This is a genomic window from Vreelandella andesensis (assembly GCF_003989795.1).
Taxonomy (GTDB): Bacteria; Pseudomonadota; Gammaproteobacteria; order Pseudomonadales; family Halomonadaceae; genus Vreelandella; species Vreelandella andesensis.
The window spans coordinates 1-19,705 of the sequence record NZ_RZHG01000020.1; the positions used below are offsets into that span (position 1 = coordinate 1).

At 50.4% G+C, this 19,705-nt stretch carries 19 protein-coding genes and 1 rRNA gene; 11 read left to right on the top strand and 9 right to left on the bottom strand.

Going from position 1 to position 19,705, the window contains the following annotated elements:
* The first annotated feature begins 30 nt into the window (after positions 1 to 30).
* Together rrf and rlmM are read left to right on the top strand one after the other, a co-directional pair.
* A 5S ribosomal RNA gene (rrf, locus tag ELY33_RS11680) occupies positions 31 to 146 on the top strand.
* A 236-nt stretch (positions 147 to 382) separates the two neighbouring features.
* The gene (rlmM, locus tag ELY33_RS11685) at positions 383 to 1,450 is read left to right on the top strand and encodes a 23S rRNA (cytidine(2498)-2'-O)-methyltransferase RlmM (protein ID WP_126948093.1); all 1,068 of its coding nucleotides are present in this window, start codon (positions 383 to 385) and stop codon (positions 1,448 to 1,450) included.
* Positions 1,451 to 1,480: 30 nt separating this feature from the next.
* Here the strand turns inward: rlmM and ELY33_RS11690 are convergent, their stop codons facing one another.
* Complete coding sequence (locus tag ELY33_RS11690; RefSeq protein ID WP_126948094.1) at positions 1,481 to 1,768, bottom strand: antibiotic biosynthesis monooxygenase family protein; 288 nt, start codon at positions 1,766 to 1,768, stop codon at positions 1,481 to 1,483.
* A gap of 28 nt (positions 1,769 to 1,796) precedes the next feature.
* On the opposite strand from ELY33_RS11690, the gene tusA reads away from it, so the two are divergent.
* Complete coding sequence (gene tusA, locus ELY33_RS11695; RefSeq protein ID WP_126948095.1) at positions 1,797 to 2,048, top strand: sulfurtransferase TusA; 252 nt, start codon at positions 1,797 to 1,799, stop codon at positions 2,046 to 2,048.
* A 75-nt stretch (positions 2,049 to 2,123) separates the two neighbouring features.
* Here tusA and ELY33_RS11700 read toward each other — a convergent pair whose 3' ends face one another.
* From ELY33_RS11700 to ELY33_RS11710, 3 genes are all read right to left on the bottom strand, one after another.
* On the bottom strand, positions 2,124 to 2,834 hold the full coding sequence (locus ELY33_RS11700; protein ID WP_126948096.1) for a hypothetical protein: 711 nt from the start codon (positions 2,832 to 2,834) through the stop codon (positions 2,124 to 2,126).
* 112 nt (positions 2,835 to 2,946) lie between these two features.
* Complete coding sequence (locus ELY33_RS11705; RefSeq protein ID WP_126948097.1) at positions 2,947 to 3,945, bottom strand: DUF3080 family protein; 999 nt, start codon at positions 3,943 to 3,945, stop codon at positions 2,947 to 2,949.
* A gap of 3 nt (positions 3,946 to 3,948) precedes the next feature.
* Positions 3,949 to 5,367 carry an MATE family efflux transporter gene (locus ELY33_RS11710; RefSeq protein WP_126948098.1) on the bottom strand — a complete coding sequence of 473 codons (1,419 nt, stop codon included), beginning with the start codon at positions 5,365 to 5,367 and terminating at the stop codon, positions 3,949 to 3,951.
* A 242-nt stretch (positions 5,368 to 5,609) separates the two neighbouring features.
* Here ELY33_RS11710 and ELY33_RS11715 point away from each other — a divergent pair, with 242 nt between their 5' ends.
* Positions 5,610 to 6,194 carry an elongation factor P hydroxylase gene (locus ELY33_RS11715; RefSeq protein WP_126948099.1) on the top strand — a complete coding sequence of 195 codons (585 nt, stop codon included), beginning with the start codon at positions 5,610 to 5,612 and terminating at the stop codon, positions 6,192 to 6,194.
* Here ELY33_RS11715 and ELY33_RS11720 read toward each other — a convergent pair.
* Positions 6,191 to 6,670, bottom strand: a complete 480-nt coding sequence (locus tag ELY33_RS11720; protein ID WP_126948100.1) for a hypothetical protein — start codon at positions 6,668 to 6,670, stop codon at positions 6,191 to 6,193. The genes ELY33_RS11715 and ELY33_RS11720 overlap by 4 nt on opposite strands.
* A gap of 12 nt (positions 6,671 to 6,682) precedes the next feature.
* Complete coding sequence (locus tag ELY33_RS11725; protein WP_126948101.1) at positions 6,683 to 7,534, bottom strand: TatD family hydrolase; 852 nt, start codon at positions 7,532 to 7,534, stop codon at positions 6,683 to 6,685.
* Between the two features lie 266 nt (positions 7,535 to 7,800).
* On the opposite strand from ELY33_RS11725, the gene ELY33_RS11730 reads away from it, so the two are divergent.
* The 5 genes from ELY33_RS11730 to ELY33_RS11750 are packed head-to-tail and all read left to right on the top strand — an operon-like array spanning position 7,801 to position 14,735.
* Positions 7,801 to 9,030, top strand: coding sequence for an ABC transporter substrate-binding protein (locus ELY33_RS11730; RefSeq protein ID WP_126948102.1), 1,230 nt, complete (start codon positions 7,801 to 7,803; stop codon positions 9,028 to 9,030).
* Positions 9,031 to 9,077: 47 nt separating this feature from the next.
* Positions 9,078 to 10,634: a fatty acyl-CoA synthetase gene (locus tag ELY33_RS11735; RefSeq protein ID WP_126948103.1), complete on the top strand. Its 1,557-nt coding sequence runs from the start codon at positions 9,078 to 9,080 to the stop codon at positions 10,632 to 10,634.
* A gap of 2 nt (positions 10,635 to 10,636) precedes the next feature.
* Positions 10,637 to 11,779 (top strand): acyl-CoA dehydrogenase family protein, encoded by a 1,143-nt coding sequence (locus tag ELY33_RS11740; RefSeq protein WP_126948104.1) that lies wholly within the window; start codon positions 10,637 to 10,639, stop codon positions 11,777 to 11,779.
* 50 nt (positions 11,780 to 11,829) lie between these two features.
* Complete coding sequence (gene bktB / locus ELY33_RS11745) at positions 11,830 to 13,017, top strand: beta-ketothiolase BktB (protein ID WP_126948105.1); 1,188 nt, start codon at positions 11,830 to 11,832, stop codon at positions 13,015 to 13,017.
* A gap of 35 nt (positions 13,018 to 13,052) precedes the next feature.
* Positions 13,053 to 14,735, top strand: coding sequence for a fatty acid--CoA ligase (locus tag ELY33_RS11750; RefSeq protein WP_126948106.1), 1,683 nt, complete (start codon positions 13,053 to 13,055; stop codon positions 14,733 to 14,735).
* Between the two features lie 3 nt (positions 14,736 to 14,738).
* On the opposite strand, the gene ELY33_RS11755 is transcribed toward ELY33_RS11750, so the two are convergent.
* Positions 14,739 to 15,752, bottom strand: a complete 1,014-nt coding sequence (locus tag ELY33_RS11755) for an AraC family transcriptional regulator (protein ID WP_126948107.1) — start codon at positions 15,750 to 15,752, stop codon at positions 14,739 to 14,741.
* A gap of 154 nt (positions 15,753 to 15,906) precedes the next feature.
* Between ELY33_RS11755 and ELY33_RS11760 the strand changes: the two genes are divergently transcribed.
* The gene (locus ELY33_RS11760; protein ID WP_126948108.1) at positions 15,907 to 17,826 is read left to right on the top strand and encodes an ATP-binding cassette domain-containing protein; all 1,920 of its coding nucleotides are present in this window, start codon (positions 15,907 to 15,909) and stop codon (positions 17,824 to 17,826) included.
* Between the two features lie 51 nt (positions 17,827 to 17,877).
* On the opposite strand, the gene ELY33_RS11765 is transcribed toward ELY33_RS11760, so the two are convergent.
* Complete coding sequence (locus ELY33_RS11765) at positions 17,878 to 18,330, bottom strand: universal stress protein (RefSeq protein ID WP_126948109.1); 453 nt, start codon at positions 18,328 to 18,330, stop codon at positions 17,878 to 17,880.
* A 322-nt stretch (positions 18,331 to 18,652) separates the two neighbouring features.
* Here ELY33_RS11765 and ELY33_RS11770 point away from each other — a divergent pair, with 322 nt between their 5' ends.
* The gene (locus tag ELY33_RS11770; RefSeq protein ID WP_126948110.1) at positions 18,653 to 19,192 is read left to right on the top strand and encodes a preprotein translocase subunit YajC; all 540 of its coding nucleotides are present in this window, start codon (positions 18,653 to 18,655) and stop codon (positions 19,190 to 19,192) included.
* Between the two features lie 8 nt (positions 19,193 to 19,200).
* Here ELY33_RS11770 and slyA read toward each other — a convergent pair whose 3' ends face one another.
* On the bottom strand, positions 19,201 to 19,653 hold the full coding sequence (slyA, locus tag ELY33_RS11775; protein WP_126948111.1) for a transcriptional regulator SlyA: 453 nt from the start codon (positions 19,651 to 19,653) through the stop codon (positions 19,201 to 19,203).
* Positions 19,654 to 19,705 lie beyond the last annotated feature (52 nt).

Sequence of the window (19,705 nt, forward strand, 5' to 3'; positions counted from 1 at the left end):
TACCCAGCATGATATACAGTACCTGTTACGCCTGACGACCATAGCAAGCGTGAACCACCTGATCCCATGCCGAACTCAGCAGTGAAACCGCTTCGCGCCGATGGTAGTGTGGGGTCTCCCCATGCGAGAGTAGGTCATCGTCAGGCACCTATTCGAAAAAACCCCCAAGGCTTACGCCTTGGGGGTTTTTTTATGGCTACTAAAAATAATTTAAGCTAATCAGGTAAATAAATACTCGCTACTGTACTCGCTATGGTTCTCATTACTGTTTTTGATACTTAGAAAGCACTTGATAGAAAGTGCTATGATGCGGCGATTGAGGGTGCATTTTATTCTGAATAAATGTTCGCCCATGACATGAAATTACTTTCGAGGTGAAAGGGTGAGTGAAACAGTACCCACGTCGTGGCTTGTCTATTGCCGCCCAGGCTTTGAAAGCGATGCACTGGCCGAAATGCAGCACCATGCCAAGCAGCAGGAGGTAAGTTGCGAACCGGCGCAAGGAGAAGGCTGGGCGAGTTTAACGCGCTTGGATGGGGAGCCAATTAATGATTTGCACCGTAAAGCGGCGTTTAAGCAGCTCATTTTTGCTCGTCAAAGCCTAGCAGCGTTGCCTGCTCTCACACTGTCCCGAGAAGACAGGCTCACTGCTATTCTGGATCAGGTAAAGTTAAGTCGCTGGAGCTTTGAAGAAATTTGGCATGAAACGCCAGATACCAATGATGGCAAAGCATTGGCAGGTTTGATTAAAGCGCTGACTAAACCATTGCAAAGTATGCTAAAAAAGCGGGGTGCCTTACGCGGAAAAGCCGGTGCGCGTCGCCTGCATATTTTCTGGACAGACGGTGATCAAGTTCAGCTGGGCATGAGCTTTCCTGATAATCGTAGTGAACTGATCAACGGTATTCGTCGTCTGCGTTTCCCTTCCCGTGCACCAAGCCGTTCAACGCTGAAGCTAGAAGAGGCATGGCATGAATTTATTCCTCGGGAAGAGTGGGATAAACGGCTTTCGGCTCACATGCAGGCAGCAGACTTGGGGGCCGCACCGGGAGGATGGACGTGGCAGCTAGTTCAGCGCGGTATGTATGTTTATGCCATCGATAATGGGCCAATGGACAAGCAGCTAATGGCCACAGGTCAGGTAGATCATCTAAAAGAAGATGGTTTTGCTTGGGAGCCGCCGCAGCGGATGGACTGGTTGGTGTGTGATATTGTCGACAAGCCTGTGCGTGTGCTGGCAATGGTGGAAAGGTGGTTAACCCGTAAATGGTGTAGGGAGGCGATTTTCAATCTAAAGCTACCCATGAAGAAGCGTTGGGACGAGGTTGATCGTTGTATTAGCACTCTGGAAGAAGCATTAGCAGCGTCAAATGTGCGAGCTAAAATTACATGCCGCCACCTCTACCATGATCGGGAGGAAGTGACGGTCCATGTAAGGCTCGCTCATTAATTTAAAAGGCGGAAGAGGAAACGAATGGAGTTAGTAGCCAGGCTCGTAGATGCGGATTGTTTCGTCTTCTGTTAATAGAGGTAAGATACGTTGCATGGCCATTGCTCGTGACTCACTTGAATGCCATTCTTTCCAAGCGCGAAGATCGCGCCACTTAGTAATCATAAGGCGACGATCAGTATGGCCAAGTTCAACAAGTGTTTCACCACCGACAAACCCACGTACACCGAGTGAAACGCGCATAGCCCCTCGTGCGGCTAGTTCATATTCTTCTTCCAGGCCAGGCATAATACGCCGTTCAATGATTACCTTGATCATGCTGTCTGTTTCCTAAACGAGATTGTAAATGACTGATAATACGTACGGCCCATGTGCCTTTGACGCATCGTTAGACACAACGGGTTTATATTGCCCCGAACCCATTATGCTAATGCATAACAAGGTGCGTGATATGTCGCCTGGGCAGGTGTTGAAAGTAATAGCGACAGACCCGGCTACAGTTCGCGATGTACCAAAATTTTGTCAATTTCTGGGACATCAGTTACTGCAGAAAAATGAGTCTGATGACCTTTACGTGTATTTTATTCGCTTAGCGTAGGCTTCTGAAGGCATGCGAGGCTATCAACCAATTCCAGCATTAAGATAGACTTTAAATTGGTAGCCTCGCAATTACTTACTTAAGATCATCCTCTTTATTTGGAACAACCATCATCGCCAGGGCTTCCAACGTCGCAGGGTCTTCATCCATTATGCGGCTAGCAATATGGCGTTGAAAAAAGTAGACCGTGCGATGGCGGGAGTGAGCATCGTACAGGCACTTATCTCCAAGTAGGATAGGAGTCATCGTGGCTTGTTGCTCATCAGCAAGTACTGCTTCGACGCTTCCATCGCTATAAAGACGCCATCCGTAAACTTGCTTCATATTCCAAGGAGCATTGGGATGATTCATACACAATGCATGAGTACCAAGTGTGTCTGGAAGCTGTTGAATCAGCGTAACCTCTCCAGAAGATTCATACTCGAAGTAGCTCGCTGAAGCCGTTAGCTCTTCATATTTATGATCAGGAGGTAGATCAAAAATTTCTTCAGTTTCGGGATCACGATAGCCAATAAACAGGCCATTTTCATGGCTGTCGAGTTCGTGGCAAGCGGCGAGTGTCTCCATCCATGGGACAAGGCCAATAACGTTACCGTTCTCTTGTAGTCCCCAAGCCAAAACTGGCAGGCCGTAATACGTGTCGGGACTCGCAGCGAGCTGGTAGACCATCTCCAATCCATCTAGCTCTGGGGCTAAGCGGATTAAACATTTCTGCGCCTGCTGACGCTGACGCACGGTTTCCAGGTCGATGACCTGGGCAGAGCGGGGTGACAGGGATGCGCCCATAATGTCCCTCCTTGTGCTGCGTGGTCACGACATCGGTAGGTAGCGATTGCTGCCTACCACTTAGTTCACAAATAGCACAGGTTGCCCTGAAGGTTAAGAGGGTTTGTGATTTTTAATTATCAGAACAGCCAGTAAATTGATCTCGTAGCGCTTGGTGTTCTTCTTTCGCTCGTTGGAGTTGCTGCCAGGGAGCTTGAGGGTTGCTCAACGATAGCCAAGTGTTCTGGTAGTTTGTAACCGCTTCAGGTGGCGTTAATTCATGGACATTAATCAGTCGGTTAATTGACATAAGCCACTGGTGAGATATTTGTTCAACAGGGGCCAGCCATGCTGGGAAGTTATCCTGTAGGCATTCGTTAGTCGCTGAACGCGTTGTTTCAAGTGCTTCGTTTGCCTCTATTAAACGCTGGTGGGCGAGCAGCAAAGTGCGTAGGACTTCTGCTGTTAAAGGTCTTTCTTGCAAAGTTTTCAGGTGGTTTTCAAGCGCTGAAGAGTCTTGTTGCCACTCTTGGCTAAATTGGTGCTTTACCATTTGCTCAAGGTAATCAACTGCTAGTAGCTGGTTGTCAATATTGGGTAGCTCAAGGCTGTTTAGAGGGGAGCTCGCCCTGGAAAAACTTTTTTCCCACTCTTCAGAATCAAAAATGGCATTCCAACTGACTGTTGGTAACTGCTCCGTTTTAAGCTCAGTAAGGGCAACCAGTCGCGCTTTATCGTCATCACTTAAGGTGTCTGGTATGTCACTATTCCAGCAAGCACTCAGGCGTTGCCATAACGTCCGTTCGTAAAGCCAGTGTTGGCTAGGGGGGGCAACGCGCCCCAGCTGATTGTTCCGTGCTGCGATAAGCGACGTTATTTGGCACCCACGTAACGCATAGATATTGAGCATTCCTTCTCGGGTTTCTGGAATGTCGAATAGCCGCTCTCGACGTTCAGGAAACTCGCCAATATTAGGCGGAGAGTGGCGTTCAATAGTCGCGATAGAAAGCCCCTTGGTAAGCTGTTGGTGATAGTCTACCCAGGGTTGTTCAGCGCTATTGTTACCGCAGCCGGCTAGTATCAAGCTGGCACTGATCGCTAGCCATAAAACATGTGGTGAGTAGGGGGTCATTGATTACTCCTGTTGACTAATCCGCTTCAACCGCCAAGCAAGTAATAGTGCAGCTGTGCTGAGTCCAGCAATAAGGCCTATCCAGTAACCATGTACACCCATGGGTTCAGACATGTCACCAATACCGTGAGTTCCTAGCCAGTGGCCCCCGCCCAAACCGACAATCCAGTAAGAAAGCACGGTAATGACCATCACTATTCGAGTGTCTTTATAGCCTCGTAACGCACCTGCTAAGTTGACTTGAAGTGAGTCTGATAACTGAAAAATCACTGCTAGGGATATAATGGTGAGTGCCAAAGCTTGAATGTCGGCATTGGAGGTGTACAGCGAAATCACCGGCACTGCGGTAAACCAGAGCAGAGTGCTGTTAATGACGGCTACAATAACGCTGATGACGATACCGTTCCAAGCAACCTTGCGTGCCATGGCAGAACGTCGTTGGCCCAATGTATTACCCACACGTACAGTAAGTGCCATGCCTAGTGACATCGGCAGCATAAACAGAATACTCGTGAAGCTTAGTGCGACTTGATGGGCCCCTACAGTCACTTCTCCGAAGCTTGCGATAAACAGAGCTATCAACGTAAATAACGTCACTTCTACAAAAATGGCCACGCCGATGGGCACACCGACCACGACAAGTTCACGGACACCGATGAGCGTTGGTGGCGTCAATTTTTTCCAGATGGAGACGCTTCGATAAGTACGGCCTTTACGGGTATATAGAGCCATTGCAACGGCCATTGTCCACATCGATAGCGCAGTGGCGATGCCACATCCGAACGCGCCTAGTGCAGGCAATTGTTGCAAGCTATTGGGTAATCCATCACCAAATAAAGTAATCAGGCCATCACCACCATAGATAAGTAAATAATTGCTGGGGATGTTAACGGCTAGCCCCACTAAACTTATCCATAACGCGGGACGGGTGTGGTTCATACCATCTGAAAAAGCTCTGAGTGCCTGAAATAGGGCAATTCCCGGCATTCCGAAAGCAACAGCAGTGAGGTAAGCAGCAGACTCTCTCGCAACCGCGGGAGGTACCTTCATAAGCTCGAATATAGGTGTAACGACAGTCCACAGCAGGGCAGCTGCAATAAACCCTAGAACTAATGCGACCCAAAGTGCCTGATGAACCGCAGGGCGAATATCAGCATTACGCTGGCCCCCCAACAGGTGTGCCACAATAGGGGTAAGGCCCATTAACGTACCGGTCATAAACAGCATTAGCGGCAACCAAAGGCTTGAGCCAACCGAAACGGCAGCTAAGTCAGTGGCGTTGTGCCGCCCGGTCATGATGACGTCGACCACGCTCATGCCCGCTTGTGCCAGTTGAGCGCCGCAAATGGGCAGCGCTAATGCCATCAACGTGCGTGTTTCTGGCCAATAGATAGATTTAATATTGCTAGTAAAGCCGCCCACAGTGTGTTTCCTGTTTAGCAAAGTGACCCAACAAAATCCGATAGAGTAGCAGGAGTTGTAATGATATCGGTAGCTGTCTAATGAGTTGTCGTCTCTTTAGCACAAAGGCAAAGCGCAGGTATACTTCACATAATGAATGACGAAACGAGCGGCGACTTAGCTAGGCGACACAGTTGAACGATATAGTTGGACGATATAGTTGGACGACACAGGTAGACGACACAGGTAGACGAAATAGATATATGGTGACTCAAGAGCAGGAGCGTTGGACGCTTCACGACATAACAGCATTATTTGATGGTGTGTTTTCAACGCGCTATCAAACGCGTTTAATCAAGGGCAACGATGAACCCCTATATCGCCCTGCCACGTCTGAAATACCTTATCATCAGGTGATTTTCGCACACGGCTTTTTTGCCAGTGCACTGCACGAGATAAGCCACTGGTGCATCGCTGGAGAGAAGCGTCGGCAACAGGAGGATTACGGATACTGGTATTTACCTGATGGACGCGACGCCCAGCAACAACAAGCTTTCGAAAAAGCAGAAATTGGCCCACAGGCCTTGGAAAAATTGTTTACCCTTGCCTGCGGACGCACGTTCAACGTTAGCGTAGATAACTTAGGGGGAGACGTTGAAGTGGATCGTGATGCGTTTGCCAATAAGGTAGACGCTAAGGTAGTTCATTATTTGAAAGAGGGGTTGCCACTGCGTGCCAACGCCTTCCTGGTGGCGTTGACACGTTACTATCAGTTTCAGGATACGTTAGCGCAGGCTGTTAAGCAGGCACAGCAAGAATTAGAAGAAGCATTGATCGCGACAATTTAGTCTTTCTCATTAAGCTGCTTGTGAATCGTGAGCATCACTTCAATTTCGTGCTCGGGCCTCATTGGTTCGAGTCCCATATCGTTGAAGGTTTCACTGCGTAGGCGGTGCCAATCACTCGCGCTAATTACTTTATAAAGTACCGGTGCAGGCGCTAGTTCAACAAAAGGATCTAAGCCGTAGGTGTCAAAAAGTCGAACCAGCGCCGCTTCATCCTCACCGTTATCGCTGGTGTACAACGTAGCTGAGAAATGATCGCTCTCTAATTCACGTATGACATCCAAGGGGCTGACGCCTAGGCTCTCTAGCTCTTCAATGCTATAAGACCCCATCACGTTAGTATCTTCACTTATCCAACTATCGTCAGGTTGGATAAGTGTCTGTTTAATTCGCCCATCCGGAAGAGACCAGGCAATAGCCAGTGGCAAGCCATCATCTTCGCCCGTCTCAATGGCAATAAATCCTGGGTAATCGGCCACGCTTGGCTCCTTTTACGTTTCCGCACCAAGGCGGAAAAAATTCTGGGCAGTACGGGTTGTTGCGTTGCCCAGTTCGGTTTCAGTCACGTCATGCCACTGGGCAATTTCTCTTACAATCCATGGTAGCAAGGCCGGTTCGTGACGGCGTCCTTTTAGCTTGGCTGGAAGGTTGCGAGGCAGCAGATAAGGGCAGTCAGTCTCCACCATTAACCTTTCCAATGGAATATTTTTCACGAGTGAACGAAGGTGGTGACCTCTGCGTTCATCACAAATCCAGCCAGTTAAGCCAATATGCAGATCTAAATCGAGATAGCCATGGAGCGTATCTCGGTCGGCGGTGAAGCAGTGAATAACGGCTTGGCTGATGTCCTCCCGCCAGCTATGCAGAATGTCACACATTCGTTTTCCCGCATCGCGCTCGTGCAAAAATAGCGGTAAACCGCTTTCAGCGGCGAGGGCCAACTGAGCTTCGAACGCTCGTTCTTGCTCATGAGGCGTCGAAAAATTGCGATTAAAGTCCAGTCCACATTCGCCAACGGCGACAACTTCCCGCTTCTGATAGAGCGCTTTCAATTGGCACGCTACATCTGCGTTCCACCCGCTAGCATCGTGCGGGTGAACCCCGGCAGTGGCATATATTCCTGGGTACTGCTTCGCCATTGCTACGGCTTGGTTAGCATGTTCAATATCAGTGCCCGTTACTATAAGAGTAGCCACATTGGCCGCTTTTGCTCTGGCAATAACATCACCTAAATCACGCTTAAAACTTTCATGAGTCAGGTTAGCGCCGATATCCACTAATGATGCACTAGAATGAAATTGCAGCGCCTCAGGTAAAAAACTATCCACAGCACTTGTCGTCAAACGTCACACTCCCAGCGTCAGGTAAAAGTAAGATAACCGCTATTTCTCGCCAATTTTCAGCCAGCCTAAAACGCCATTGTAACGCTGGCGAGTAACAACAACTAATGGTCTATTTCGGTGGATATCTGAATCGAATGGCACGAATTGCAAAAAAACTGGCTCGATAGGTAAACAGTAAACTGATTTTTACTCTTAACATGAGAATGAAACATAAGATAAATCGGGCTTAACGCTCTTTTAATAACAACAATAGACAGGTGAAAAACATGCAGCTATCACGTCAATTCGCTATTTCTGCGCTATCAGCAGCCGTCATTGCAGCTGGCTATGCTCCCGCCCTGGCGGCCAATGAGGGTATCTCGGATAATGAAATCCGTATTGGCTATCTGGCTGATATGTCTGGTGTTTATCGTGACCCTATAGGCCCGTTAGGGCAAGACGCCATTGAAATGGCGATTGAAGATATTGGCGGCAGCGTACACGGTGCCGACGTTGTCGTCTTTAGTGCTGATGATCGCAATAGCCCTGATGTTGGCTCAAGCGTCGTGCGCGGATGGATTGATGAACGTAATGTCGACATGGTCACTGGCCTAGTGGCTTCATCGGTTACATTAGCGGCAGTAGGCTTGTTGGAAGAAGCAGATAAACTTGGCTTAGTGAATGGTGCTGTTTCTTCTAGCGTTACTAATGAACACTGTTCTCCCAATCATATTCACTGGGTTTACGATACCTGGGCAATGTCGAATGGAACGGCAAAAGCTATTACTCAAGAAGGGTATAAAAACTGGTACCTGTTGAGTGCCGACTACTCGTTTGGTCATGCGCTTGAGGCAGATGTAGAACGAGTCGTTATCGAAAATGGCGGGACGGTAGTAGGTCGTGCGCGTCATCCCTTCCCCAACAATGACTTTTCCTCCTTTATGCTACAAGCCCAGGCATCAGGTGCTGATGTTATTGCACTCAATAATGCCGGTGGAGACACCATTAATGCCGTTCAAACCGCAGGTGAATTTGGCATTACCCAAGCCGGACAGATTCTAGCGGGTATGGTGTTATTCAGTACTGACATACGCAGCATTGGGTTAGAAAACGCTCAAGGGCTGCAGTTCACAAAGGCGTGGTATTACGATTTAAATGACGAGACGCGTGCCTGGGCAGAGCGCTTCCGTGAGCGCACTGGCAGCATGCCAACCATGGTGCACGCAGGGCTTTATTCCAGCACCCGCCACTATTTAGAAGCTATTGAAGCAACGGGAACAGACGATACGCAAACTGTTCGTCAACAGATGGCCGATACCCCCATTAATGATGTGTTTGCAACCGGCGGCTACATCCGTGAGGACGGCCGCATGGTGCATGACATGTATCTGGTTGAAGTGAAAACGCCGGAAGAATCTACCGACGAAGATGATCTTTTCAGGATCGTGCGCACTATTCCCGCCGAGGAAGCGTTCCGGCCACTGTCTGAAAGCGTCTGCCCACTCGTTAAGAACTAGGCAAGCGCTGAAGCCTTATCAACAAATCATAAAAATATGGACTTGGCATGGAACACACAGACTTAATTCATCGTAATACGATTGGTGCTGCGTTAAACCGTAGCGCCCGTAAATACTCTCAGCAGCTCGCGCTAACGTTTGGTGAGCGAACGTGGAGCTATCAGTCGCTTAATGAAGCCGCTAACAACGTGGCCAATGGCTTGTTAGCGGCCGGTCTTTCTTCGGGAGACCGGCTGGCGGTATACGGTAAAAACTCAGATGCTTATGTTATTGCCTGGCTGGCTGCCACTAAAGCGGGCCTGGTGCATGTGCCCATTAATTTCGCGCTAAGTAGTGACGAACTGCGCTATATCCTTGAGCAGTCAGGGGCGAAGGGGTTGCTAAGCGATAGTGCGTTAGCTGACAACGTTCGGGAGGCAACCCAAGGGTTAGCGTTAACGGTCAGTGGAACACTTCATGCTGATCAGCAAACTCGTCAGTCAGGCAGTTTTGATGTTTTGAATTGTGCACGCTCTTCTTCATCATCTGGCGAGCCGGCGGTCGTCCTGGATGGAAACAGCCTTGCGCAGTTGCTCTATACCTCTGGCACAACGGCTGCGCCTAAAGCGGCAGTGATGACCCATCAAGCGCTGATGGCGGAATATATGGCGTGCATGGTGGAGCTGGACATTAAGGGAAGCGACGCTATGTTAGCCGCGCTTCCGCTTTATCACTCCGCACAAATGCATGTTTTTTTAATGCCTGCGCTGCTATTGGGTGCCCCCGTTCATCTGCTTGAAGCGCCGCTACCGGATAGCTGTCTGGCGGCCATTGCTGAACAAAACATTGTTTCGTTCTTTGCACCGCCCACCGTGTGGATCAGCTTGCTGCGCCATGCAGATTTTGATCAATTCGATCTAACCACGCTTAAGAAAGCCTACTACGGCGCCTCCATCATGCCAGTGCCTGTGTTGGAGGAGATGCAGCGGCGTTTTTCCGGCGTTGGTTTATATAACTGTTATGGGCAGAGTGAAATTGCCCCCCTGGCAACGGTATTACGCCCTGAAGAGCATGCCGAGCGTCCTGCATCGGCGGGGCGTCCCATATTGACGGTAGAAACGCGCATTGTTGATTTGGAAATGAACGACGTTGCCCCCGGTGAGCATGGGGAGATTGTCCATCGTTCGCCGCAGTTAATGACGGGCTACTGGGATAAGCCTGTGATGACCGAAGAGTCTTTTCAGGGCGGCTGGTTCCATTCTGGTGACGTGGGTTACATCGACGAAGCCGGCTATCTATATGTCGTGGATCGGATCAAAGACGTTATCAATACGGGGGGTGTGCTAGTCGCCAGTCGTGAAGTTGAAGAGGCGCTCTTTAAACACTCGGCCATTTCGGAAGTAGCGGTGGTGGGGTTACCTGACGCAAAGTGGATTGAAGCGATCACTGCCGTTGTGGTGGTGAAAGAGGGGCAAGCGGTTAGCGAGGATGAGCTCATTCATCATGCAAAAAGCTTAATCGCCCCCTACAAGGTTCCTAAGCGTGTGGTGTTTGCCGAGACACTGCCCAAAAGTACTGCTGGTAAAATTCTCAAACGTCACCTGCGCCAAGATTTAAAGGAGTGAGCATGGACGAGCAAACACAAGCACTATTTCATGACATGATCACCCGCTGTTTAGCGCAAGAAGTGGCACCTTTTTATGAGCAGTGGGAAGCAGCGGGTGAAATACCGCGCTCGTTATGGTTAGCGCTAGGTGCGGCGGGTCTATTGGGGATTGATCTTGATGAGACCCATGGCGGCTCTGGTGCTGATATTGCCATTACCCAGCTGGCACTGGAGGAAATTTCTCGGCAAGGGTTTGGTGGGTTAGCCAGCGCTTACAATATTCACGCTAATATCGTGATGCCGTACCTACAAAATTTAGGCACTGATGAACAGCGCGAAATGTGGCTGCCCCGTATGGTAAGCGGGGAATGGTTAGGGGCGATTGCCATGAGCGAGCCTCATGCTGGTAGTGACCTAGCAGCAATGAAAACCCGTGCCACTAAAACAGCCGAAGGATGGATCCTCAACGGCAGTAAGCTGTTTATTACTAATGGCCAAGTGGCGGATCTCGTTATTGTCTGTGCAAAAACAGACCCAAGTGCAGGTGCAAAAGGGGTCTCACTGTTTCTGGTCGACACGTCATTACCGGGTTTTTCCCGCGGCAAGCCGATTAAAAAAATTGGCCAACACGCCAGCGATACAGCAGAGCTGGCGTTCGACCAACTACGGCTACCCGACAGCGCCTTACTAGGGGAAGAGGGCGCTGGGTTTCGTTATCTGATGCAAGAGCTTCCCCGCGAACGGTTAGGTGTAGGCGCACAAGCGCTTGGAGCAGTAGAGGGGGCTCTGGCGTTAACGCTTGATTACGTCACTCAGCGTCACGCCTTTGGCCAGCGCGTGGCCGATTTTCAAAATACCCGCTTTACACTGGCTGAAATCAAGGCGCAGCTGGATGTTGCCCGAGCTTACTTTGACCAGTGCGTTAATAAATACCGCCAGGGCACGATGACGAGTACCGACGCCGCCATCTTAAAATTACAGCTCAGCGAGCTGCAGTGTCGCGCGGTTGATCGGTGCCTTCAGCTGTTTGGTGGTTATGGTTATACCCATGAATATCCGATTTCACGGTTTTATTTAGATGCGCGTGTGCAAACGATCTACGCTGGTAGTTCTGAGATTATGAAAGAAGTGGTCGCACGTTCGCTGTTAGGCAAAGTGGCTTAAGCCTTTATCTTCAGCTCTTAAATACCGTGCGCCATTACTAAGGAGAGATTATGCAACTGGATAGCGTTGTTATTGTAAGCGGTGCTCGCACCGCCATTGGCGGGTTTGGTGGGTCGCTTTCATCGTTTGCACCCCATGAGTTAGGCACCATCACTGCTCAAGAAGCACTGCGCCGCGCGGGCATTGATGGCGCTGCTATCGACCACGCTGTGTATGGCCATATTATTACCACCGGCCCAGAAGATGCCTACCTTGCTCGTCATATCGCATTGAGTGCGGGTGTGCCGAAAGAAGCCGGTGCCTTTAATGTTAACCGGCTATGTGGTTCTGGCGTGCAGGCGGTGATATCCGCAGCACAGCAAATCGCCCTGGGTGACAGCCGTTTGGCATTGGCGGGCGGGGCTGAATCCATGTCACGGGGTGCCTATCTACTGCCACCTCAAGCACGCAATGGAATTCGCTTGGGCGATGCCAATATCCAGGATCTTACCCTTGGTATTCTGAGTGATCCATTTGGCAGTGGGCATATGGGGATCACCGCTGAAAATATCGCCAAGCAGTATGGCTTAAGTCGCGAGCAGTTGGATCAGTTTGCCGTGGACAGCCATCGTAAGGCGGCAAACGCCATTGCAGAAGGGCGTTTTGACGAGCAAATCGTGCCTGTTGAAGTGACGAAAGGTAAACAGACAGTTTCCTTTGTTCGCGATGAGCATGTGCGAGAAGGCGTCGAGTTAAGTGATTTAACACGGCTTAAACCTGCTTTTAAAAAAGACGGAGTGGTTACCGCAGGGAATGCCTCCGGGATTAACGATGGCGCCGCTACTTTGGTGTTGGCGCACGCTGATGAAGCACAGCAGCGCAATCTAACGGTTAGGGCGCGCCTTCGCGTAGCAACCACTGCCGGCGTGGAGCCTTCTCTAATGGGGCTTGGGCCAATCCCTGCGGTGAAACGCTGCCTTCAGCAGGCAGGGCTGACGATCAATGATATTGATGTGATTGAGTCCAATGAAGCATTCGCGGCACAAGCAATGGCGGTTGCCGACACGCTGGGTTTTCCATTGGAAAAACTAAACCCGAATGGTGGGGCAGTGGCGCTCGGGCATCCGGTAGGCGCGACCGGTGCCATTTTGGTCTTAAAAGCCTTACATGAACTGGAGAGACGTCATGGGCGCTATGGGTTGATCACGCTGTGTATCGGCGGTGGGCAGGGCATTGCGCTGTTAATAGAACGCGAGTAATAACGGTTTTCCAATAACAATCGAAAGGTGTGTTTATGTCTACGATAACGCCAAAAATACTTCCTTCTACACCATCTGCCACTAGCTCGCCTCTGTTAATCAAAGAGCTGCTGGAGTCAGGTGTTCGAATGGCGGGGAGCAATCAGATTGTTTATCGAGACCAGAGCCGTCATGACTACCGACGTTTTCGTGAGCGGGTACACCAGCTTGCCCATACGCTAACTGCACAGGGCGTTCAGGCGGGTGATGTAGTAGCCGTCTTGGACTGGGACAGCCATCGATATTTAGAGTGCTTTTTTGCCATTCCGATGATTGGCGCCGTGCTGCATACCGTCAATGTACGTTTGGCGCCCGAGCAAATTCACTACACGATGGAGCATGCTGAAGACGTCTTTGTGCTGGTGCATGAGGATTTTGTCCCGCTACTGGAGCCACTCGCTGATCAATTACCTAACATACGCGGCTATCTTCTCTGTCAAGAAACAGCAAGCCAAGAAACAGCGGGCCAAGAAACAGCGAGAACAGTCAGTACGGCGCTACCGTTAGTCGGTGAATTTGAAGCGTTGTTAAGTGAGCAGCCAACGCATTACGAGTTCCCTGTTTTTGATGAAAATGCAGTGGCCACGCTGTTCTATACCACGGGTACCACCGGCAATCCAAAAGGGGTGTTCTTTACCCATCGCCAACTAGTACTCCACACACTAGGCGAAGCAAGTACCTTTCAGGCACCGGGTTTTGAGCTGCTCAATCGTGACAAGGTGTACATGCCCATTACGCCGATGTTTCATGTGCATGCATGGGGCGTGCCTTACACCGCCACATTGATGGGGGCGACCCAGGTGTACCCTGGCCGCTACGAACCTGAAATGCTGGTTAAGCTGCTGGTCAACGAAAAGGTCGATTTCTCCCACTGCGTGCCAACGCTGTTAAATATGGTTGTTAGTGCTGATGCTATTGCATCGAAAAAAATTGATTTAACTGGGTGGAAGGTGCTCGTGGGTGGTAGTGCGCTTACCCAGGCCTTGGCCAGCCGTGCTTGGTCACTCGGAATTGATACACGCAGCGCTTACGGCATGTCAGAAACCTGCCCGCTGCTGACGGCTGATATTTTACCTCGGGATGTCGCAAAGGCCGATTTTGATGTCCAGCTTCCTTGGCGGTGTAAAGCTGGCTTGCCTGTGCCACTGGTGAAATTACAGGTAGTTGATGCGAATGGAGATCCGTTACCCCACGATGGCGTCAGTGTGGGCGAAGTGCGAGCTCAGGCACCTTGGTTAACTCAGGCGTACTATAAGGAAGAGAAGCGCAGCGAAGAGCTATGGCAGGATGGATGGCTGCATACCGGTGACGTTGGTTCGATTGATGAGCATGGTTTCTTGGTCATCAGCGACCGTATTAAAGATGTCATTAAAACTGGTGGAGAATGGCTCTCATCGCTTGAGCTTGAAAGCTATATCAGCCAGTGCCCAGGTGTCGCTGAGGTGGCGGTGATAGGCGTCGCGGATGATAAGTGGGGCGAGCGTCCAGCGGCACTCGTCGTAGCTAACGATTTGAACAACCCGCCTACCGCCGATGAGGTTCAGGCGTTTATGGAGCAGTTCGTAGAGCAGGGCAGCATCAACCGCTGGGGCATTCCATCGCTGATTCGCTTCGTCGATGAAATACCTAAAACCAGTGTAGGTAAACTGGATAAAAAGCGTATTCGCACCGAGATTTAGACACTAACGTTTAAGCCCCGCCGTTTGTGCCTTTCGGTAGGCGGCGGGGGAATCTCCTGTCCACTGTTTAAACGCTCGGCTAAGACAAGCCAAGTCTTCAAAGCCTAATTTTTCAGCAATTGCGGTTAGTGGCTGTGTGCTGCGCGTGAGCGCTTGAATGGCATAGTCGCGACGGTATTCGTCTTTAACCGCCTGGAAATGGGTACCTTCTAGCTTCAAGTGCCTTGAGAGCGTTCGGATAGACATGTGCAAAGCATCTGCGACATGTTGCACAGAGCAAGAAGCGGGTAAGTGACGGCTGAGATATTCGCGAACGCGGTGAGTGACTAAACGATCTTCAAAAGAGACATAGAACCAGTCAGCTGGCGCGCGTTGTAAAAATGCACCCAAGTGCTGTTTAGTTTGACGGATAGGGTGATCTAAGAAGGACTTGTCAAAGTAAACAGCGGTTTGCGCCTGATCAAAGCTTACTTTTCCAGGATAGAAGTAGAGGTAGTCAGCGCTGTGAGCGGGTTGCGCGTAGCCGCATTCCATCAATATAGGTGGAATTTTACGAGCGATCATCCATGAGGCGATACCGTGAAACAGCTTCAACATCAGTTCATGAATCAAGATTCGACTACCTTGAAGCGGCGCGCGTTCTTCCAGCGCCATACGAGCAAATCCATTTTCAACAGTAAAATCGTAGCCAAAATCATCTAAAAGAATTCGAAAAAACTGCGTATAGCGGTGAAGAGCAACATGCAATGTCGGGGCATCTAGCAAGCTCAAGCACAGCAGCTTTAGCGTTCCACAGCGTAGCGGCCTTGAGAAAAAGCACGGTGTTTCATCATCTAGCTCAAGAGCGAGCAGTCGGTAAAGCTCGGCAAACTGCTCAACAGTGACTCGCCCGTTTGGTGCGCTAAGAAGAAAAGGGGAAATTCCGGCAAGCCCCAAGTATCGAGCGGGCGGATGATCAGGGGCGGTTAGGCCACATAACAGCTCGTTCACATAGTGCATTGAGACGGTAATGGTCACGATGTCAGCCTTAAACGGGGAGCTTGATGCTACCTTGTTATTACCACGTGATGATGTGACGTTAGCACGATGTGTTGTTTGACTCTATAAGGGGTCTCCTTAACGTGAGCGCATGCGGTACACTGTGCGCCTCATGATGAAGGAGGGACACTGCGTGACCTTGTTACGACTCGAACAGCTGCAACTCGCTTACGGCACCCAAGTACTGCTTAACCGCGCCGACCTAACGGTTGAAAAAGGCGAGCGGCTGGCGCTGGTCGGGCGCAACGGCACCGGTAAATCAACGCTACTGAAATTAGTGTCGGGCGACATTCATGCCGATGACGGCTCTATTTGGCGTGCCCCAGGCTTAAAAATCGGTGTGCTGTCTCAGGAGTTGCCTGAATCTTCAGGCATGACGATTTTTGATATGGTCGCTCAGGGGCTGCCGGAAGCGGGAGAGCTGCTATCCGAATACCAACACCTGATCAATGATCCCGACCCCGATATGAACCGCATGGCCAAGCTGCAAACGCGCATCGAGGCCATTGATGGCTGGTCTTTTCATCAAAGCATTGACGTTGTGCTCACCCGTCTAGGGTTACCCCCTGACGCTGAAATGAGTGCGCTTTCAGGTGGCTGGCGCCGTCGTGTTGCATTGGCCCGAGCATTAGTATCTGAGCCTGATTTATTGCTTCTTGATGAGCCGACCAACCATCTTGACCTAGACACGATTGCTTGGTTGGAAGAGCAACTGCTGGCCTTTAATGGCGCGGTATTGCTCATTACCCACGACCGCGCCTTCTTATCTAAGCTGGCCACCACGATTCTTGAGCTAGACCGAGGCAAGCTTGGCCGTTACCCCGGTAACTATGCCGAGTATCAAGAGCGCAAGCAGCACGAGCTGGAAGTAGAAGCTCGCGAACATGCGCTTTTCGATAAAAAACTGGCCCAGGAAGAAGTTTGGATCCGTCAAGGCGTCAAGGCACGGCGTACCCGCAACGAAGGCCGTGTGCGTGAGCTTGAGCAGATGCGTTTAGAGCGCAGCCAGCGCCGTGAGCGTCAGGGCACTGCTAACCTCAACGTCGATAGTGGCGAGCGCACCGGTAAGCGGGTAGTTGAGCTGAAAGGCGTGACACAGCGCTTTGGTACTGATGTCATTCTGCGTGATGTGAACCTTGAAGTGATGCGTGGCGACCGAATTGGCTTCCTTGGTCGCAACGGTGCCGGTAAAACAACGCTGCTGAAAATCTTGCTGGGCGAGCTTGCCCCAACGCAAGGCAGTGTTCAGTTGGGTACCAATTTAAAAGTCGCTTATTTCGATCAGTTACGTGCTGGCTTGGAGCCGGAAAAAACCGTCTACGACAACGTCGCCCAAGGCAGCGATCGGGTAACCGTTGGTGGAAAAGATCGCCACGTGATGAGTTACCTTCAGGATTTCCTATTTACACCTGATCGTGTTCGACAGCCAGTTAAGGCGCTTTCCGGTGGTGAATCTAATCGCCTGTTGTTAGCTAAGCTGTTTACCCAACCTGCCAACGTACTGGTATTGGATGAGCCGACCAACGACCTGGACATGGAAACCCTGGAGCTGCTTGAAGAGCTGCTGCTGGACTTTGATGGCACGCTGCTACTGGTCTCTCACGATAGGACGTTTATGGATAACGTCGTGACCAGCATGCTTGCCTTTGAAGGCGATGGCTGTGTACGTGAATACGTGGGTGGCTACACGGATTGGATACGCCAGGGCGGTAGATTGCCGCCGGCACCGTGGGAAGGCGCGGCTCGTCAGAACACTGAGCCTACCAGTGTTGCGGCTGAAATAGCGGCAGAAAAGTCGGCTGCAGAACCTGCCAAAAAAACCGTCAAGCTCTCTTACAAGGTGCAGCGGGAGCTAGACGCATTACCAGCGGAAATTGAGCGCCTTGAGGGTGAGATCGAGGCGTTAGAGCAAGAGATCGGCAACCCTTCCTTCTATCAGCAAGAAGCCAGTGCTGTCACTGCTAAATTGCAGGCGTTAGAAAACGTACAGCAATCGCTTGAAACGGCAATGGAGCGTTGGATGGAGCTTGAAGCGATGGCTAGCGGCGATTAACACTAGCATCGTATTAGTAAAGGCACCCTGTGGGGTGCCTTTCATTACGGTTTATTCGTCGCTCTCTTCGCCTTTTTTGCCGACCCTAACGGCCAAAACATCACACTGCGCGCCATGCAGTACGCCGGTAGAGGTAGAACCAAGCAGTAGGGCAAAGCCATGACGCCCATGAGAACCAACAACGATGAGATCGACGTTGTGTTCATCTGCAAAACGATGAATTTCAGTGTCTGGCATGCCGACCACGACATGTTGATCTGCCGGTTCGACATGAGGGGCGGCAATCTCAGCTAGTCGTGTTTTTGCGTGATCATCCAGCTGGTCTTGAATGCTAGTGAGATCCATTGGAATATCGCCGCCGTAAGCGAAGCCCAATGGTTCGAGAGTATGCATAATAGAAATTTTGGCATCGTTGTTGCGTTCAGCAATCGCGACTGCGCGCTCTAAGATTTTATGAGAATCTTTGGTTAAATCAACGGCTACTAATATGTGGTGATAGCTCATGGCTTATCTCCTTAGTGAAGATTAACGAAGAAAACGCCTCGTTAGATGACCTTTACTTTAGGCTGCAAGCGCAATCTTAACAACGATCTATGTCATGCTTTTTTAAGTTACACCCATTTTGATGGATCGTACTTTTGGCTGGTTTTCAGGTCTCACATTTACCATTAGCACGTACATCCGTTATTCACAGCTAGTGCTTACGACTAGTGCTTACAGCCAGTGCCCGTATCCGGTGCCTTTACTCAGCACTTATTCAGTACTTATATCCAGTACTTATATCCAGTACTTATATCCAGTTCTTAAAGTCAGGAGAAGCGTTTAGATGGAATGGTTAATTATTGTTTTCATTTTGATGTTTGTTATTGCGCCGGTGATGTGGCTTAAGCCTAGTCCCAAGCAAAAGCGCCAAATGGCGCTGCGTTCGAGTGCCAAAAAACAAGGGGTAACCATCAAGATAGAAAAACCGCCTCTGCATCATTTCCGAGGCACGATGCCCGCTTATCGTTGGTATTTTCCCCAGCAAGCGCCAGGGCCGGATTTTGTGTTGGTGCGTGAATCGAACGCAAGCGAGGCGCTGGAGCTTTATCATGCAGGATGGCGCTGGCGTATTGCGCCTTTGCGGCCATTGCCAGAAACAGCATGCGCTTCTTTGAAAACCCTGCTAGAGCGCCTTCCACAAGATGCCTTGGTGATTGAGTCAAATTCTACTGCGTTGACCCTATGGTGGTGGGAGTCACAAACTGCCGAGCGCTTCTCTACCTATGAAGAAGATTTTCGGACATTAAAAGAAGCGCTTAGCGGGTTGTCAGACCGCCCTACTGCAAAGCCGCTAACTGGGTCCAGTGAAACAGCAGGGCATTAGAAGGACGTTTACGCCGAGGGGCCGTCTTGGTCTTTTGACTGAATCGCCATGCCGTTGGATTCTATTAGCGCCAACCACTTATCTAACTGTTCTAAGTCACTCTCAGTTAAGCCAGCCAGCATCTCTTTGCGTGCTACCTGAACGACGCTATCGATTTGTTCAAGAAGTGGCATTGCCGCCGGCGTTAGGTAGAGCCTTTTGCTGCGGCGATCATTATCGCAGGCCCGCCGCTCAACCAGTCCTTGCGCCTCAAGCTGTCCAAGGGTTCTTACTAACGAAGGCGCTTCTACGCCAATCGCCCTTGCCAAATCGCACTGTGGGTTACCTTCACCTAACTTCCATAGATGGTACAGCGTCACCCAGCGCGTTTGTGTTAACCCTAAGGGGGCAAGTCTTCGGTCAAGAATAGAGCGCCATAGGTGGGGCAGGCGTGCAATGCGAAAACCAATTGTTGAAGCCATAGTAAACAGCTACCGAAAAATGTAAGTAGGCGAATTGTCATAACCTGCGCCG